Origin of the sequence: Nocardia rhizosphaerihabitans, from assembly GCF_014646295.1 — a bacterium.
GTDB lineage: Bacteria > Actinomycetota > Actinomycetes > Mycobacteriales > Mycobacteriaceae > Nocardia > Nocardia rhizosphaerihabitans.
Genome location: NZ_BMNE01000017.1, coordinates 17,158 through 33,924 on the forward strand (window position 1 = coordinate 17,158; position 16,767 = coordinate 33,924).

Annotated in this window: 14 protein-coding genes; 9 read left to right on the forward strand and 5 right to left on the reverse strand. The window is 70.4% G+C overall.

Going from position 1 to position 16,767, the window contains the following annotated elements; genetic code table 11:
• The first annotated feature begins 2 nt into the window (after positions 1-2).
• Positions 3-1,253, forward strand: coding sequence for a serine hydrolase domain-containing protein (locus IEY60_RS34890; protein WP_189034828.1), 1,251 nt, complete (start codon positions 3-5; stop codon positions 1,251-1,253).
• Between the two features lie 3 nt (positions 1,254-1,256).
• Here the strand turns inward: IEY60_RS34890 and ilvA are convergent, their stop codons facing one another.
• Together ilvA and IEY60_RS34900 are read right to left on the reverse strand one after the other, a co-directional pair.
• Positions 1,257-2,600, reverse strand: coding sequence for a threonine ammonia-lyase IlvA (ilvA, locus tag IEY60_RS34895; RefSeq protein ID WP_373291811.1), 1,344 nt, complete (start codon positions 2,598-2,600; stop codon positions 1,257-1,259).
• 108 nt (positions 2,601-2,708) lie between these two features.
• Positions 2,709-3,143 carry a nitroreductase family deazaflavin-dependent oxidoreductase gene (locus tag IEY60_RS34900; RefSeq protein WP_189034830.1) on the reverse strand — a complete coding sequence of 145 codons (435 nt, stop codon included), beginning with the start codon at positions 3,141-3,143 and terminating at the stop codon, positions 2,709-2,711.
• A gap of 96 nt (positions 3,144-3,239) precedes the next feature.
• Here IEY60_RS34900 and IEY60_RS34905 point away from each other — a divergent pair, with 96 nt between their 5' ends.
• Entirely contained in the window at positions 3,240-3,455 is a 216-nt protein-coding gene (locus tag IEY60_RS34905; RefSeq protein ID WP_189034831.1) for a hypothetical protein, read from the forward strand.
• Here the strand turns inward: IEY60_RS34905 and IEY60_RS34910 are convergent.
• Positions 3,444-6,293, reverse strand: a complete 2,850-nt coding sequence (locus IEY60_RS34910) for a helix-turn-helix transcriptional regulator (protein ID WP_189034832.1) — start codon at positions 6,291-6,293, stop codon at positions 3,444-3,446. The genes IEY60_RS34905 and IEY60_RS34910 overlap by 12 nt on opposite strands.
• A gap of 158 nt (positions 6,294-6,451) precedes the next feature.
• Between IEY60_RS34910 and IEY60_RS34915 the strand changes: the two genes are divergently transcribed.
• From IEY60_RS34915 to IEY60_RS34925, 3 genes are all read left to right on the forward strand, one after another.
• A complete protein-coding gene (locus tag IEY60_RS34915) occupies positions 6,452-6,808 on the forward strand; it encodes a nuclear transport factor 2 family protein (RefSeq protein WP_189034833.1) in 357 nt (118 codons plus the stop codon).
• Positions 6,809-6,837: 29 nt separating this feature from the next.
• Positions 6,838-7,263 (forward strand): hypothetical protein, encoded by a 426-nt coding sequence (locus IEY60_RS34920; protein WP_189034834.1) that lies wholly within the window; start codon positions 6,838-6,840, stop codon positions 7,261-7,263.
• 76 nt (positions 7,264-7,339) lie between these two features.
• A complete protein-coding gene (locus tag IEY60_RS34925) occupies positions 7,340-8,146 on the forward strand; it encodes a methyltransferase domain-containing protein (RefSeq protein WP_189034835.1) in 807 nt (268 codons plus the stop codon).
• A 6-nt stretch (positions 8,147-8,152) separates the two neighbouring features.
• On the opposite strand, the gene treY is transcribed toward IEY60_RS34925, so the two are convergent.
• Positions 8,153-10,573, reverse strand: a complete 2,421-nt coding sequence (treY, locus tag IEY60_RS34930; protein ID WP_229740398.1) for a malto-oligosyltrehalose synthase — start codon at positions 10,571-10,573, stop codon at positions 8,153-8,155.
• Positions 10,574-10,581: 8 nt separating this feature from the next.
• Complete coding sequence (glgX, locus tag IEY60_RS34935) at positions 10,582-12,702, reverse strand: glycogen debranching protein GlgX (protein ID WP_189034836.1); 2,121 nt, start codon at positions 12,700-12,702, stop codon at positions 10,582-10,584.
• Between the two features lie 119 nt (positions 12,703-12,821).
• Here glgX and IEY60_RS34940 point away from each other — a divergent pair, with 119 nt between their 5' ends.
• The 4 genes from IEY60_RS34940 to bioD all read left to right on the forward strand — a co-directional run bounded on the left by IEY60_RS34940 (position 12,822) and on the right by bioD (position 16,423).
• Positions 12,822-13,226, forward strand: coding sequence for a MarR family winged helix-turn-helix transcriptional regulator (locus tag IEY60_RS34940; RefSeq protein ID WP_189034837.1), 405 nt, complete (start codon positions 12,822-12,824; stop codon positions 13,224-13,226).
• 64 nt (positions 13,227-13,290) lie between these two features.
• The gene (locus tag IEY60_RS34945; RefSeq protein ID WP_189034838.1) at positions 13,291-14,568 is read left to right on the forward strand and encodes an adenosylmethionine--8-amino-7-oxononanoate transaminase; all 1,278 of its coding nucleotides are present in this window, start codon (positions 13,291-13,293) and stop codon (positions 14,566-14,568) included.
• Positions 14,568-15,758, forward strand: a complete 1,191-nt coding sequence (locus IEY60_RS34950) for an 8-amino-7-oxononanoate synthase (RefSeq protein WP_229740399.1) — start codon at positions 14,568-14,570, stop codon at positions 15,756-15,758. Before IEY60_RS34945 ends, IEY60_RS34950 begins: the two co-directional genes overlap by 1 nt.
• Positions 15,755-16,423: a dethiobiotin synthase gene (gene bioD, locus IEY60_RS34955; RefSeq protein ID WP_189034840.1), complete on the forward strand. Its 669-nt coding sequence runs from the start codon at positions 15,755-15,757 to the stop codon at positions 16,421-16,423. Before IEY60_RS34950 ends, bioD begins: the two co-directional genes overlap by 4 nt.
• Positions 16,424-16,767: the final 344 nt, after the last annotated feature.

Below are 16,767 nucleotides of genomic sequence, written 5' to 3' on the forward strand. Positions count from 1 at the left end.
CGATGAGCAACGACGCTTACGGGCAGGACAGTGCTGCCCTTCCGGCCGGTGTCGGCGGTTTCGCCCCGGCCGGTTTCGGTCCACTGGTGCGCGCCTTCGCCACCTTGATCGGCCATCGCCGCGGTGCGGGCGGCGCCCTCGCGATCTATCGGCACGGGGAACCATTGGCCCATTTCTGGACCGGCAGCGCCGGGGACCGGCTGTGGACGGCCGACACCGCGCCTATCGTGTTCTCCGCGACCAAGGGCGTCACCGCGACCGTCATCCACCGGCTCGCCGACCGCGGCCTGATCGACTATCAGGCGCCGGTCGCCGAATACTGGCCGCAGTTCGCCGCCAAGGGCAAGGGCGCGATCACCGTCGCCGACGTGCTCACCCACCGATCCGGGCTGTCCTCGCTGCCCGCGGTCGCCACCACCGCCACCGAATCCCTCGATCACGAGCTGATGGAGGACCGGCTCGCGCTGGCCGCCCCCGATCGGCTGCTCGGCGTCCCGACCTACCACGCGCTCACCTACGGCTGGCTGCTCGCGGGCCTGGCCAGGGCCGTCACCGGCCAGGGCATGAGCGAGCTCATCCGCAGCGAGGTCACCGATCCGCTCGGCATCGACGGCATCCATCTCGGCCGTCCGGCCGCGGGTTCGTCGACCGAGTACGCGCGACTGGCCGGGGCGCACCTGAAACTGGCGGGCCACCCGATCGCCGCCGGATTCCTCGACCGCGTCGGCATGCGCATTCCCGGCCCGCTCGGCGCGGCCGCGCGGTGCCTGTTCGTCGTCGGTCTCGACAGCATTCTCGACGGCGACGAGCCGACGATCCTCGACACCGAGATGCCCGCGGGCAACGGTGTCTGCACCGCGGCGGGCCTGGCCAAGATGTACGCCGCGCTGGCCGACGGCCGCACCGTCGACGGGCGCCCGTTCCTGCAGCCGAGCACGCACGCGGCGATCCGCCGCGTGCAGACCTACCAGCTCGACCACGCGCTGTTCTATCTGCCGATGATGTGGCACCTCGGCTACCACTCCTTGCCGATGCCCGGCGCGCGGAACGGCTTCGGCCACATCGGGCTCGGCGGTTCCTTCGGCTGGGTCGACCCGCGCTCGGGACTGTCGATCGCCTACGTGCACAACCGGCTCGACCAGGCCCTGCTGCCCTACGACCAGCTGGCCCTCGGCTGGCTGCTGCCGCTGGCCGTCGCGGGGGCGAACGCCACCCGCGGCCGCGCGACGAAGATCGACCGCGCGGCCGCGTAGCTCCTAGGTGAGGTAGCGATAGGCGGGAGAACCCGGTTCCAGGCGCTCGGCCTGGATCGGGGACTCCTCGATGCGATGCAGCAGCGACGCCAGATCGTCGGTGGCGCCGAGTTCGATGCCGACCAGCGCCGCCCCGGTTTCGCGGTTGTTGCGCTTGACGTACTCGAACATGGTGATGTCGTCGTCGGGACCGAGGACATCGTCGAGGAAGCGGCGCAGCGCACCGGGTTCCTGCGGGAAGTCGACGAGGAAGTAGTGCTTGAGTCCGCGGTGCACCAGCGAGCGTTCGATGATCTCGCCGTAGCGCGAGACGTCGTTGTTGCCGCCGGAGACCAGGACGACCACCGTGGTCCCCGGTTCGATATCGACCTCGGCGAGTGCCGCCGTGGCCAGGGCGCCCGCCGGCTCGGCGATGATGCCCTCGTTCTGGTACAGGTCGAGCATCGCGGTGCAGATGGCGCCTTCGTCGACGTGCATCATCCGGAAAGTCGCTGTACCGGTGGAGGAATCGGTGGTCGTGAGCAGCGGGAGCGAGGCGTGCGAGACCACCTCTCCGCCGAACGACGCCGCGGCCTGGTAGGGCAGGTCGCCGATACGGCGCACGGCGGCACCGTCGACGAACGGGTCGATCTCGGGCAGCGTCACCGGGCCGTGCGCGACCAGCGCCGCGGTCATCGAGGCCGCGCCGGCGGGTTCGACACCGAGCAGACCGGTCTGCGGCGCGCGTTCGCGCAGGTAGGTGCCGATGCCCGCGAGGCAACCGCCACCACCGACCGGGACGATGACCAGGTCCGGCGCGGCGCCGAGCTGCTCGAGGAATTCCGCGGCGATGGTGCCCTGGCCCGCGGCGGTGCGCGGGTCGTCGAACGGCGGCACCATGGTCGCGCCGGTGCGGGCGACATCGGCGGCGGCGGCCGCGGCGGCCGCGTCGTAGGTCTCGCCGATGGCGATGAGCTCGACGAACTCGCCGCCGTGCACGCGGATGCGGTCGCGCTTCTGCTTCGGGGTGGTGGTCGGCACGTAGATCCGCCCGCGCACGCCCATCGCCTGGCAGGCGAAGGCAACGCCCTGCGCGTGGTTGCCCGCGCTGGCCGCGACGACACCCGCCGCGCGTTCGGCGGCGGTGAGCTGGACCATCAGGTTGTAGGCGCCGCGCAGCTTGTACGAGCGCACCGCGGTGAGGTCTTCGCGCTTGAGGTACACCTGCGCACCGGTGCTCGCCGACAGCCGCGCGGAGTACTGCAGCGGAGTCGGCTCGATGATGTCGGAAATTCGCTTGGCGGCGGCGTCGATCTCGTCCGCGGTCAGCGGCGGACGGGTTACGGACACTTCTGCGACGTCAGCGATGGGGGACACCCGGTAAATGCTACCGAGGCGCGGAAGCCGCCCCGAGAGCGCGCCTCCCGTGGCCTGCACCGAACCCGCCGGGCGACGGGTTCGGTGGGCCGGGACGCGCTAGCGCGGGGTGAGGACGAAGACCGGAATCTGGCGATCGGTCTTCTTCTGGTACTCGGCGTAGTCCGGCCACACCTCGACCGCACGCTCCCACCACAGCGCCTTCTCCTCGCCGAAGACCTCGCGCGCGGTGTAGTCCTTGGTGACCGTGCCGTCGCGCAGTTCGACGTGCGGTTCGGCCGTGATGTTGAAGTACCAGACCGGGTGTTTCGGCGCGCCGCCCAGCGAGGCGACGACGGCGTACTCACCGTCGTGCTCGACGCGCATCAGCGGCGTCTTGCGCAGCTTGCCGGTCTTGGCGCCCTTGGTGGTGAGCAGGACGACGGGCTTACCCTGCAGCGACGTGCCGGTGGCTCCGCCGGAGTTCTCGTAGGTCTCGGCCTGCTTGCGGGCCCAGTCCGAAGTGCTCGGTGCGTACTCTCCTGTCAGTGGCATGACCTGCACAACGATCGCTCGTCGTGTGATGTTCCCGACAAGCCTGTCCGCGAAAGTTCGGTGGCCCGAACTTCAGCGTGCGTCTATCCTGTGTGCATGGCAGTGGTCACCCCATCGGCAGCATCCGCGACGGTCGACATCGCGGGCAGTGCCTGGCCGGTCTACAAGCTCGAGGCGCTGGTCGCCGGGCTCGTCGTGGGCGCCCTGCTGCTGTTGATCCTCGGTTCGGCGCAGTCCGCCGTGCTGGCCGCGGCCGCCGTCGCCGCCCTGCGCTGGTCGGTCGGCGCCGCCCGCGCGCACTCACTGCGCTAGGTCGAGCTCGCTGAGCTCCCCGCGCGAGAGCACACCCAATTTCGGATACGCCTTGTACAGGTGATGCCCGACCGTGCGATGGCTCAGGACCAAGCGCGCGGCGATCTCCCGATTCGACAGTCCCTGCGCGGCCAGTCGCACGATCTGTGACTCCTGCGGGGTCAGCACGCTGAGCGGTCCCTTGCTCGCCTTGGCGCCGGTACCCACCCCGAGCGCCGCCAGTTCGGTGCGGGTCCGGTCGGACCAGGGCGTGGCGTCGAGCCGTTCGAACAGCTCGAGCGCCTGTTCCAGCTGCCCGCGCGCGTCGACCTTGCGCTTGTCCCTGCGCAGCCATTCGCCGTAGAGCAGGCGCGTGCGGGCTTCGTCGAAGGGACGGTTCCCCGCGAGCGCGGCCAGGAAGTGCTGTTCGGCGCTCGGTCCGTCGGCCAGCAGCGCACTGCCCCTGGCCGCCAGCGCCGCGATCCACTCCTGTCCCGCCCGTGCCGACCACGCGGTGAGCCTGGCCAGCGCCTCGGTCGCCTGCTCGGTGGCGCCGAGCCGGGTCGCGACCTCGATCTGGTCAGCGAGACAGCGCAACCCGCTGACGTGATGGCGGGCCGGTTCGATCGTCATGTGCTCGAGCTCGGCTCTGGCCTGCTCGAGCCTGCCCCGGCCGAGAGCGAGCAGCGCCAGCGCCGCGTGCGCCCACGGCGCCCCGACCGACTGCGCTCCACCGAACTCCTCGGCCGCCGCGCGATCGGCGTGCGCGCGACAGGTCTGCTCGTCACCGCGCAGTGCCGCCAGATAGGCCAGAAACGCGCTGAGCTGGCTGATCCACTGCGGCTGGCCGATGTCCTCGGCGATCCGCAAGCCTTCCTCGGCCGCGACCCTGCTTTCGCCCGGCCGTCCACCGAACAGCGCGGCCTCGGAACGGAAGAACAGCAGCGGCGCGAGCAACGCGATCCGCCCCTGCTCCCGGCTCTCGGCGATGAGCTCGTCGGCCAGCTCGCCGACCTGGTCGTCCTGTCCCACGACCAGCCCGCTGCCGCACAACTGGACCAGGTCGGCGGGACTGTCGGCGCCGTTGGCGCGGGCCGTGTCTGCCGCATCGCGCAGGTCGACGGTGCGGTGTCCGGCCACCGACCCGGTCAGGTAGCGCACGATAGGGGTGGTCGGATCGTCTTCGTCCAGCCGCAGCGTGGCCGCCAGATCGGCGACCTCGTCAAGTTCGGCGGGTCCGAGATACCAGGCCGTGTGCACCGCTCGGGTGAGGATGCGCGCCGCCCCTCGCGGATCGTTTGCTGCCGATCCGATCGCCGCAGCCATCAGCCGACGATGTGCGGAACCCGGTTTGCCCGCGGCGAATTCAGCCTGCGCGCGTACCAGCGCGAGGCGCAGGTCGTACTCGCCGTCGACGGACTGCGCAGCAGCCCGGTCGGTCAGGGCGGCCTCGGTGGCGAGGGCGCGCCCGCGCGTTCGAGCGCCGGCGTTCGGCGCCGCGGCCCGGTCGGCCGAGTGCGTGGCGCCCTCGTCGAGTTCGGCTCCGGTGGCCGAGGCTCGCCTGCGTAGCCGGGCTCTGGTGTCGACATTCAGTGCCGCGGCGCGGTCGGCGAGGTGGGCCGCCTGGTCGGTGAGCCCGGCCTCGGTGGCGGTCTCGGCAGCGAGGACGAGCCTGCGCAGCAGGGCCTCGGTGTCGACACTCAGTGCCGCGGCGCGATCGTAGGCGGCGACCGCGCCGTGGAATCCGTTGCGGCGCCTGGCCCGATCGGCGGTGTGCTCGAGCGCGGTCGCGGCTTGCTCGTCGGGACCCGTTGCGGCACAAGCGAGATGCCAAGCACGCAGATCGGCCGTGTCGTTGCCGCCGTCGAGTGCATCCGCGAGGGCTCGGTGGGCGGCGAGCCGGTCGGTGAGTGCGGAACCCTGGTACGCCGCGGCGCGGGACAGCGGGTGACGCCACGTCAGAGTCTGTCCGTCGGTGTTGATCAGGCCGGCGTCCGCGGCCGGTTGCAGATCGGGCAGCGCCGCACCCAGTACTGCGGCGGCGCGCACCACCGGCGCGAGGTCTCCCGCGCCCGATGCTGCGGCAACGAGCAGGATCGTCCGGGTGGCGGCCGGGAGCCTGGCGATCCGGCCGTGGAAAGCCAGCTGTAGTCGCTGCGTCAGTGGCAGTGGATTCAGGTCGTCCGTCGCGCCCACCACCGACGGAAGTTCCAGCAGCGCAAGCGGATTGCCGCCCGACTCCGCGAGCAACCGATACCGCGTCGCCGGCGTCAGCCGGGTCGGTCCGGCGTCGAGCAGCGCTGCCGCCGCGTCGGCGCGCAGACCGGACAGCGCCAGTTCGGGCAGGCCGGGCGCGGGAAAGTCGTCGGGGCCGGTGCGGGTGGCGAACAGCATCACCACGCCCTCGGCGTCGAGCCTGCGGGCCGCGAACAACAGCGTCTGCGCCGTCGCCCGGTCCAGCCAGTGCGCGTCGTCGATCAGGCACAGCAGCGGGCCCTCGGCCGCTTCCTCGGCCAGCAGCGTCAGCAGGGCGAGGCCGATCAGCATCCGGTCGGCGGGGGTGCTGTCGCCCAGACCGAACGCGGCTTCTATGGCCTCGCGCTGCCGCGGCGGCAACTGCCGCACCAGCTCCATCCCGGGCCGCACCAGCAGATGCAGTGCGGCGAAAGGCAATTCGGCCTCCGACTCGATGCCCGCGCTGCGCACCGTCGGAATACCTTGCGCCGCCGCGTAATCCAGCAGCGCGGACTTGCCGATGCCTGCCTCGCCGCGCAGCACCAGCGCCCCGCTGCGCCCGGCCCGCGCCCCCGTCAGCAGGTCGTCGATGGTGGCCTGTTCGGCTTCGCGTCCGTGCAGCATGCGCACCACGGTATCGCCGTACCGGTACCGGCGGTGCCTACCTCGCGAGAAGTACCTATAGGCGACTGATTCGACGGACCCCCGGTGCGCCATACCGTAGGTGTCATCGCAGGAACAACCAGCGAAACACCAGCTCACAGCATATTTCGGAGGTCGAGATGAACACCGTCGTCGCACAGTACCTGGAGGCATGGAACACCCGCGAACCCGGCGCCCGCCGCTCCGCTGTCGCCCGCCTGTTCACCCCGGAGGCGCGCTATGTCGACCCCCTGGTCGCGGTGACCGGCCACGCCGAACTCGAGGCGGCCATCGCCGGCGTGCAGACCCAGTTCCCCGACTGGACCTTCCGGCTGGCCGGCCCGGTCGACGCCCACCACGACCAGGTGCGCTTCACCTGGGGCCTCGGTCCCGCCGACGGCGACCCCGTGGTGATCGGCTTCGACGTCGCCGTCCTCGCCGACGGTCGCATCGACAGCGTCTACGGCTTCCTCGACCAGGTCCCCGCTCCCGCCTGACCCACCCTTCCCGAACCAGGAGATCCGCCATGACCACCGCCACCGCCCCGTCCCGCCTGTCCACCCTGCTCGCTCCGGGCGAGCCGCTGCTGCGGCTGTCGCTGCGCCTCGACGCCGTCGTCACCACCGTGAACGGCCTCGCCTACCTCGCGCTGGCACAGCCGCTGGAACGGCTGCTCGGCCTCGATTCCCGGGCAGGCCTCGCCATCGGCGCCTTCCTCACCGCCTACGGCCTCGCGGTCGCCGTGGTCGGCCGGAAGTCACCCGTGCCCCGGCGCGGTGCGGCGGCGGTCGCGATCGGCAACGCGACCTGGGTCGTCGCGAGTCTGCTCGCCCTGGTCACCGGCGTCCTCGGGCTGACCGTGGCCGGCGCGGTCTGGGCGGTGATGCAGGCGGTCACGGTCGGCGCCTTCGCCGCACTGCAGTACCGGGGCCTGCGCGGCACCGGCCACTGACCACTCGAACACAGACCGCGAACGCGGGGCCACGACATCGTGGCCTCGCGTTCGCGTGCGGCGTAGCGTCATCGACATGGCCGTTCCCGACGAGCAGCTGCCCTCGTTCCGCGCCGACGACGCCGGTGTCGCGGACGATCTCCTGGTCACCCTGCTCGACCTGCAGGCCGCGCTGCCCGGTGTCGTCCGGATGCGGCACTGGGTGCTGGAGGCCCTCGCACCGCGGCCGGGGGAGTCCGCCCTCGACATCGGATCAGGCACCGGCTCGGAGGTGCTCGCCTTCGCCGAACGGGTCGGACCGCACGGCCGCGCGGTGGGCGTCGACCCGAATCCGGCCATGCTGGCGGTGGCCAGGCAACGCGCGAGCGGCACCGCCGCCGAATATCTCGAAGGCACCGCCTACGAGCTGCCGCTCCCGAACGATTCCGTCGACCTGGTCCGCTGCGAACGGGTCTTCCAGCATCTCGACGACCCGGCCGCCGCGACCGCCGAAATCGCCCGCGTGCTGCGCCCCGGCGGCCGTGTTGCCCTCGTCGACAGCGACTGGTACACCGCGATCCTGCATCCCGGTGACCGCGACGTCGTCGCCGCGCTCTCCGATCTGATGCGTGCCGGCACCGCCAATCCCGGCTCCGGCAGGCTGCTGCGCGGGTTGCTGGTGAACGCGGGTTTCGTCATCGACGACCAGGCCTCACAGGCGGTGATCTGGGACGCGGACAGCACGACGCAGCTGGTCGGCCAGATGGTGGCCGCCGGTCGCGCCGCCTCGGTGATCACCGAGGAACAAGCCGCCGACCTGATCGCCACGGTGACCGACGGCGTCGTGACCGGGGACTACCACCTGTCGGTCACCATGTTCGCGGTGCTGGCCCACCGGCCGTGAGCGCCGTCAGCGCACCAGCAGGGCGACCGGGAGACGGGCGAACAGCTTGTCGATCCGGACACTGCCCGCGAAGGTGTTGCCGGTGAGCCGGTCGATCCAATTGCCTTCCGGCAGTTGCAGTGTCGTATCGAGCCAGCCGGTCGCGGCCAGCCCGACGGAATGCCTGGTCGCCGCGACGATCACCTCGGGCGCCTCGCCCGCCGGCCCGCGACCATAGGCGACGAGCCGCTGCGCGTGCTCCCCGACGGCATACAGCGGCAGATAGATTCCGCCGACGAAGCACTCCGGCCGCTCCCTGCGCAACCACAGCGCATAGGCGACCACCCACATCTTCGCCGCGCCCGTCGTGTCCAATGTCGGTGGCTCGGTAAGGGATTGGAGCAACCCGGCGCGGACCGCGAAGTTCACCGGCCGCCGATTGTCGGGGTCGACGAGGGAGTCTTCCCACAGCTCGGTGCCCTGGTAGATATCCGGGATGCCGGGACCGCACAGCTGCAACAGCTTCTGCGCCACCGCATCCGACCAGGCGTGTGGTGCGAGCTCGTGCGCCAGATCGCCGATACCGGTGCCGACCGGACCGTCGATGACCGCGTCCAGCCAGCCGTGCACCGCCGCCTCGAACTGCGCGTCCGGCTCCTCCCACGACGTCTTGACGCCCGCCTCTCGAATCGACTTCTCCGCGAACAGATGCAGCCGATCACGCAGACCGGGCACCGACGACGCGGGCCGCCCGTCGGCGGGCCACACCCCGAACATGTTCTGCAACAGGAACAACGCCGTCGCACCATCCGGCGCGGGTGTCGTCTCCAGCCAGCCGCGCACCCGCTGCGACCAGATATCGGCCACCTGCGACAGCACCCCGATCCGGGCGCGCACGTCCTCGCCGCGCTTGGTGTCGTGGGTGGACAGCGTCGTCATGGTGGCGGGCCAGCGCTGCGAGCGTTCGCTGTTGGACAGGTGGAAGTCGTTGACGGAGTGGCCGAACCGCGCCGGATTGCCGCCCACCTCCTGCAGCGACACCAGCCGCGCACCCTGGTAGAACATGGTGTCCTCGACCGACTTGGCGGTGATCGCACCACACACCTGGGAGAACCGGGTCGCCGCCTCGCGGCCCTTGGCCAGCGCGGTCACCAGCACCGACAGCGGCGCGGTGAGCTCGGCATTGCGCTTCTCCACCTCGGCGACCACGGCCGCGGTGATCCCGGCCAGCGGCGCGTAGTCCACCCGGTACACCGGCATGAACGCCAGCACCTCGATGGTCGCGTTGCTCACCGCGAGCGTGTCGAAACTGCCCGCGTTTCCGTCGCGTTTGATCGCGGCGACCAGCCGCCGGATCTCCGGCGCGAGAATGGTTTCCGCGACCGCGCGCTTGATCCGGTGCTCGGTCTCGCCGAACCACGCCCGGTCGCTGCCGTGTCCGGCGACGTGCTGGGACAGCTCGGTCATCGTCGCCTCGCCCGCGGGGTCGATCAGCACTCCGCCGAGGTCGGCGAGCGCGTCGTACCCGGTGGTGCCGTCGACCGGCAGCGTCGCATCGAGGGGTTCGCGGTTGGCGAGGATCTTCTCCACCAGCAGCAGCCGCTGCGGGCCGATCAGCCTGCGCAGCCGGGTCAGGTACGCGCTGGGGTGCGACAGGCCGTCCGGATGGTCGACGCGCACACCGTCGATGAGATCGTGTTCGCACCAGGCGGCGAGCTCGCGGTGGGTCGCCTCGAAGACCTCGGGGTCCTCCTGGCGGATCGCGGCCAGGCTGTTCACCGCGAAGAACCGCCGGTAGGTGCACACCCCGGCCTTCCAGCTCACCAGCCGGTAGTGCTGGCGATCATGGATGCGCAGCGCGTTGTCACCGTCGGTGCCCGGCGCGATCGGGAACCGCAGATCGTGCAGCGCCAGCATCGGTTCCGGCCCCGAGCGGTCGACGGTCAGTGCGGCCGGGTCGTTCTCGTTCTGCAGCACCGGCAGCGCCAACCGGCCGCCCGCGCCGTTGCCGGGGCTCCAGTCGATGTCGAAGTACCTGGCGTACTTGGATTTCTGGCCGTTGCGCAGCACGTCCCACCACCACGGGTTCTGCCGCGGATCGGCGACGCCGACGTGATTGGGCACCAGGTCGACGATCAAACCCATCCCGCGACTGCGCACTTCGTCCGACAGCGCCTTGAGACCGGTCGGGCCGCCCAGCGCGGCCGACACCGTGGTGGGGTCGGTGACGTCGTACCCGTGCGTCGAGCCGTGCGTCGCGGTGAGGATCGGCGACAGATACAGATGCGAGATCCCCAGCTGCTGCAGATATTCGGCGATGGCACGGGCATCGGCGAAGGTGAGCGCGTCCGGCCGCAGTTGCAGCCGGTAGGTACTGCGCACCGTGCTCGGCCGGATGGGCGCGCGATGCAGCAGGGTCAGCGGATCGGTCACGTAGGTCTCGGTCATCGTTTCGGCTAGGTGGTTCGGCGCAGGACGAGCAGGCAGCGACTGGGGACGGGGAGCGACGCGGCCGCGGGATACACCGCGTCGGCCGCGCCGGTGGGGGTCGAACAATCCAGGGCCAGTGTCCATTCGGCACCGAACTCCGGCCCTGGCAGCACGAATTCGAGCGCTTCGTCGTGCGCATTGAAGCACAGCAGGAACGAGTCGTCGCTGATGCGTTCGCCCCGCGGTCCCGGTTCGGGGATACCGTCGCCGTCGAGCAGCACGGCCAGGGACTTGCCGAAGCCGCTGTGCCAGTCGTCGGTGGTCATCTCGGCGCCGCCGGGGGTGAACCACGCGATTTCGCGTTTGCGGTCCCGTCCGTCACCGGGTCCGGCGGCCAGGAAGCGGCGGCGCCGGAAGATCGGATGCGCGGTGCGCAGGGCGATCGCCGAGCGGGTGAATTCGAGCAGGTCGGCATTGGTCTGTGCCAGCGACCAGTCCATCCACGCCAGCGGCGAATCCTGGCAGTACACATTGTTGTTGCCGAGCTGGGTGCGGCCGATCTCGTCGCCGTGGGCCAGCATCGGCGTGCCCTGGCTCAAGATCAGGGTGGCCAGCAGATTGCGTTGCTGGCGGGCTCGCAGTTCCAGGATTTCCGGATCGTCGGTCGGGCCCTCCACGCCGCAGTTCCACGACCGGTTGTGGCTCTCCCCGTCGCGGTTGCCCTCGCCGTTGGCGTTGTTGTGTTTCTCGTTGTAGGACACCAGATCCCGCAGGGTGAACCCGTCGTGCGCGGTGACGAAGTTGATGCTCGCGCCCGGGCGCCGGCCGGTCGACTCGTACAGGTCCGAGGAGCCGGTCAGCCGGTAGGCGAACTCGCCAAGCGTCGCTGGTTCACCGCGCCAGTAGTCGCGCACCGTGTCGCGGTACTTGCCGTTCCACTCGGTCCACAGGCTCGGAAAGTTGCCGACCTGATAGCCGCCCTCGCCGACGTCCCACGGTTCGGCGATCAGCTTGACCTGGCTCACGATCGGGTCCTGGTGCACCAGGTCGAAGAACGCGGAAAGCCGGTCCACGTCGTGCAATTCGCGCGCCAGCGTCGCGGCGAGGTCGAACCGGAAACCGTCGACGTGCATGTCCACGATCCAGTAGCGCAGCGAGTCCATGATCAGCTGCAGCGTGTGCGGATGCCGCACATTGAGACTGTTACCGGTGCCGGTGTAGTCCTTGTAGCGCTCCGGGTCGGTCTCGTCGAGCCGGTAGTAGGCGGCATTGTCGATGCCGCGCAGGCTCAGGGTGGGGCCGAGATGGTTGCCCTCGCCGGTGTGGTTGTAGACCACGTCGAGGATCACCTCGATGCCCTCGGCGTGCATCGCGCGCACCATCGCCTTGAACTCGGCGACCGCGGCATCGCCACGCGGGCGGGCCGAGTACTGGTTGTGCGGGGCGAGATAGCCGATGCTGTTGTAGCCCCAGTAGTTTCGCAGGCCCTGATCGGTCAGCACGTGATCGTGGAAGAACTGGTGCACCGGCATGAGCTCGATCGCGGTGACGCCCAGGCTCTTCAGATGCCCGATGATCGCCGGATGCGCCAGGCCCGCGTACGTGCCGCGCAGTTCCTCGGGGATGTCGGGGTGCGTCATCGTCATGCCCTTGACGTGCGCCTCGTAGATCACCGTCTCGTGATACGGCCGGTTCGGCGGCCGGTCGGCGCCCCAGTCGAAGAACGGGTTGATCACCACCCCGGTCATGGTGTGGCCCAGCGAATCCAGCCCGTAGGTATACAGCGACGGATCGTTGACGAACTGTCCGTCGAAGGCCTTCCCGTACGGATCGAGCAGCAATTTGCTCGGATCACAGCGCAATCCGAGCTCCGGCTCATAGGGGCCGTGAATGCGGAAGCCGTACCGCTGACCCGGCGTCACCGCGGGCAGATAGGCGTGCCAGACATACCCGTCGACCTCGTCGAGATTCACCCTGGTCTCGGAGCCGTCCTTGGCGATCAGGCACAGTTCGACCTTGGTCGCGACCTCGGAGAACACCGAGAAGTTCGTGCCCGCGCCGTCGTAGGTGGCGCCCAGCGGATAGGCGGTGCCGGGCCAGACGCCCAGTGGGGTCACCTCACCGGATCGGTCGTTCGGGCTCGACATGCTACGACAGTAGAGGAATCCGGTCCCCGCCCGCGCGGGTGTGCGGTGGGTGCTTCGTCACGCCTGGTCAGCGGGCATCGGGCCGCCTCGTGGCCGCGAGCAGCCGCCGGGCGTAGCCGGTGCGCCGGGCCAGCGCTGCCAGTCCACCGAAGATCAGCCGCTGTAGCGGCACGGGCGGACCCGCGCACTACGCCGTCTTCCGGTACCTGGAACCGGGCGGCTCGCGGGTGACCGCGCTCGCCGAAGCGGCGGGGATGACCCAGCAGTCGATGGGCGAACTCGTCACGCACCTCGAGCGGTCCGGCTATGTCGAACGCCGCCCCGACCCCGCGGACCGGCGGGCGCGGCTGATCGTCGCGACCGCGGCGGGTGGCAAGGCTCTCGCCCTGGCAGGCGAGCATATTCGCCGGATCGAGGAGGCGATCGCGGCCGAACTCGGCGGGGTCACTCTCGGCGAAGTTCGTACCGCGCTGGCGCGCATTCCCGGTGTCATCGCCGATCAGCACGTCGGCCGCGAACCGTAGGTGATAACTTGAACGGTGTTCAAGGCCGTCGTTCCGGCGGCACCGGGCGACGACGAGGAAACCTGTGGACCTGACTCCCGAGCAGATCACCGCCCTCGATGCCGAACACGTCTGGCATCCCTACGGCGGCTTCCCCGCGACCACCGAACCGCTGGTCGTCGCGAGCGCGGCGGGCACCAGGCTCACCCTGGCCGACGGCCGCGAGCTCGTCGACGGGATGAGCTCCTGGTGGGCGGCCGTGCACGGCTACCGGCACCCGGTGCTCGACGCGGCGTTGCTCGCGCAGTCGCAGCGGATGAGTCACGTGATGTTCGGCGGGCTCACCCACGAACCGGCCACCCGGCTGGCCCAGCTGCTCGTCGAGATCACCCCAGCCGGGCTGGACAAGGTATTCCTCTGCGATTCCGGCTCGGTCTCGGTCGAGGTCGCGGCGAAGATGTGCCTGCAGTACTGGCGCGGCGTCGGCAAGCCGGGCAAGCACCGGCTGCTCACCTGGCGCGGCGGCTACCACGGCGACACCTTCACCCCGATGAGCGTGTGCGACCCCGACGGCGGCATGCACACGCTGTGGACCGACGTCCTCACCGAGCAGGTCTTCGTTCCCACGCCACCGGTGAGCTTCGAACCCGACTACGTCGCCGAGCTCGAACACTCCGTCGCGGCCCATCGCGACGAGCTGGCCGCCGTGATCGTCGAACCGGTCGTCCAGGGCGCGGGCGGGATGCGCTGGCACGACCCGCGCTACCTCACCGAACTGCGCCGGATCTGCGACGAGAACGACGTCCTGCTCGTCTTCGACGAGATCGCCACCGGCTTCGGCCGCACCGGCGCGCTGTTCGCCGCCGACCACGTCGGCGTCGCGCCCGACGTGATGTGCGTCGGCAAGGCACTGACCGGCGGCTATCTGACCCTGGCCGCCACGCTGTGCACCGCCAGGATCGCCGAGACGATCAGCGCGGCGCACGGCGGTCTGATGCACGGGCCCACCTTCATGGGCAATCCGCTGGCCTGCGCTGTCGCGGTGGCCTCGATCGAACTGCTGCGCTCGCGGGACTGGCGCGGCGAGGTCGCCCGGATCGAATCCGAACTGCGGGTGGGCCTGGAGCCGATCGCCGGACTGCCTGGCGTCGCCGACGTGCGGGTGCTCGGGGCGATCGGCGTCGTCGAGCTCGCCGAACCGGTCGACATGCGCGCGGCCACCGACGCCGCCGTCGACGCGGGCGCCTGGCTGCGCCCGTTCCGCAATCTCGTCTACACGATGCCGCCCTTCATCAGCACCACCGACGACATCGCCACCCTCACCGGCGCCGTGCGCGCCGCGGTCAAGGCCTCGCTCGGATGATGCCCCTGAACGGCGTTCAAGTAAGCTCCTCAGCTGTGAGTACGGATCCGTTGAGGTGGTTGGACGAGCGCGCGGCCGAGCGGGTCGACGCCGGGCTACGCAGACAGTTGCGCGTGCGCGCCGCCGAGTCGCCCGCGATCGACCTGGCGTCCAACGACTACCTCGGACTGGTCCGCCATCCCGAGGTAGTCGAGGGCGCGATCGCCGCCGTGCGTCGCTGGGGGGCAGGGTCCACCGGTTCCCGCCTGGTCACCGGAACGACCGCAGAACACGCACAGCTCGAAGCCGAACTGGCCGAATTCGTCGGCGCTGAAACGGGATTGGTCTTCGCCTCCGGTTACGCCGCGAACCTGGGCGCGGTGACCGCACTCGCCGGGCGCGGCACCCTCGTCGTCTCCGATGCCGGCAGTCACGCCTCCCTGGTCGATGCGTGCCGGCTGTCGCGGGCCAGAGTCGAGATCGCCCCGCACCGTGATGTCGCCGCGGTCGAACGCCTGCTCGCGGAGCGCTCCGAGGAACGCGCGCTGGTCCTCACCGATTCGGTCTTCAGTGCCGACGGCGACCTGGCCCCGCTCGCCGACTTGCACCGGGTGAGCCGGGCCAACGGCGCTGTCCTCATCGTCGACGAAGCGCACGGGCTCGGTGTGCGCGGCGCGGGTGGTCGCGGCCTGGTCCACGAGATGGGCCTGGCCGGTGAACCGGACCTCGTCATCACCGCCACCCTGTCCAAGGCGTTCGCCGCCCAGGGCGGGGTCGTCCTCGCCGATGCCCGCATCCGTGCCCACCTGATCGACGCCGCCCGCACCTTCATCTTCGACACCGGCCTGGCTCCCGCCGCGGTCGGCGCGGCCCGCGCCGCACTCGGTCTCCTGCGCCGCGACCCCCCGATGGCGTCGCGGGTGCTCGACCGCGCGGCCGATATCGCGCGGATCGCCGGCGTACCGGAACCGGACTCCGCGGTCGTCTCCGTCGTGCTCGGCGAAGCCCAGCTCGCCTTCGACGCCGCCCAGGCTTGCCGGGCCCGTGGCCTCGACGTCGGCTGCTTCCGTCCGCCGTCGGTCCCCGAAGGCACCTCCCGCCTGCGGCTGACCGCCCGCGCGAACCTCACGGCCGCCGAACTCGACGTCATCGCCGACGTACTCGGCGAGGTGCTCGCCGAGGCCCGCGGCAAGGAAGTGGTGACGGCATGAGCCTGCTGCTGATCAGCGGAACGTCGACCGATGTCGGCAAGACGGTCGTCACCGCGGCCGTGGCGGCCGCCGCCCAGGCCGCGGGCCGGTCGGTCGCGGTGTGCAAACCCGCCCAGACCGGGATGGCCCTCGGCGAACCCGGTGACCTCGCCGAGGTCACCCGCTTGTCCGGCGTCGCCCGCACCCTCGAACTCGCCCGCTACCCGGAACCGCTCGCCCCCGACACCGCCGCCCGGCGCGCAGGCATGCCGCTGCTGTCCCTCGGCGAGACCGTCGCCGCGATCGACACACTGCGCGACGCCGACCTGGTCCTGGTCGAAGGCGCGGGCGGGCTGCTCGTCCGGATGGGGGAGTTCACCCTGCTCGACCTCGCGCAGAAACTCGGCGCACCGGTCCTCCTCGTCGCCGCCGCCGGCCTCGGCACCCTCAACCACAGCGAACTCACCACCCGCGCACTGGCCGCCGTCGGCGTGCCCTGCGCCGGACTGGTCATCGGTTCCTGGCCGACGGACCCCGACCTCGCCTCGCGCTGCAATCGAGACGACCTGCCCCGGGTCACCGAGACCCCGCTGCTCGGCGCGGTTCCCGCCGGAGCGGGGCAGTGGGGCCGTGACCGCTTCACCGCCGAGGCCCCGAGCTGGTTCCCCGCGGACTGGCGTCCATGATCGACTCCGATAGTCATGGGCGTCGACCAAAACCGGCTCTGACCAGCCGATTTGACTTCGCGTTCGTGGCTGCGTAACTTAATTCGAGTCAGAGCGACACGGACACCGACCCGGTGCCGAACTGCTGAGCCTCTCGAGGCTGGCGGATGGTGCAGGGAAACGAGGTAGGACGATGAGCGCCTGACTGATCATGTGTGCAGGGTTTACAGCCTCCGGACTTGCTTCGATGGGTTGCCTGCGCTAAAGTATGAACCCTTGCCCTGCCGAAGCCCCTACGAAATGTTGTGGGTGGAAGCTTGTGCGTGTGTTCTTTGAGAACTCAATAGTGTGTCGATGAATGTCAG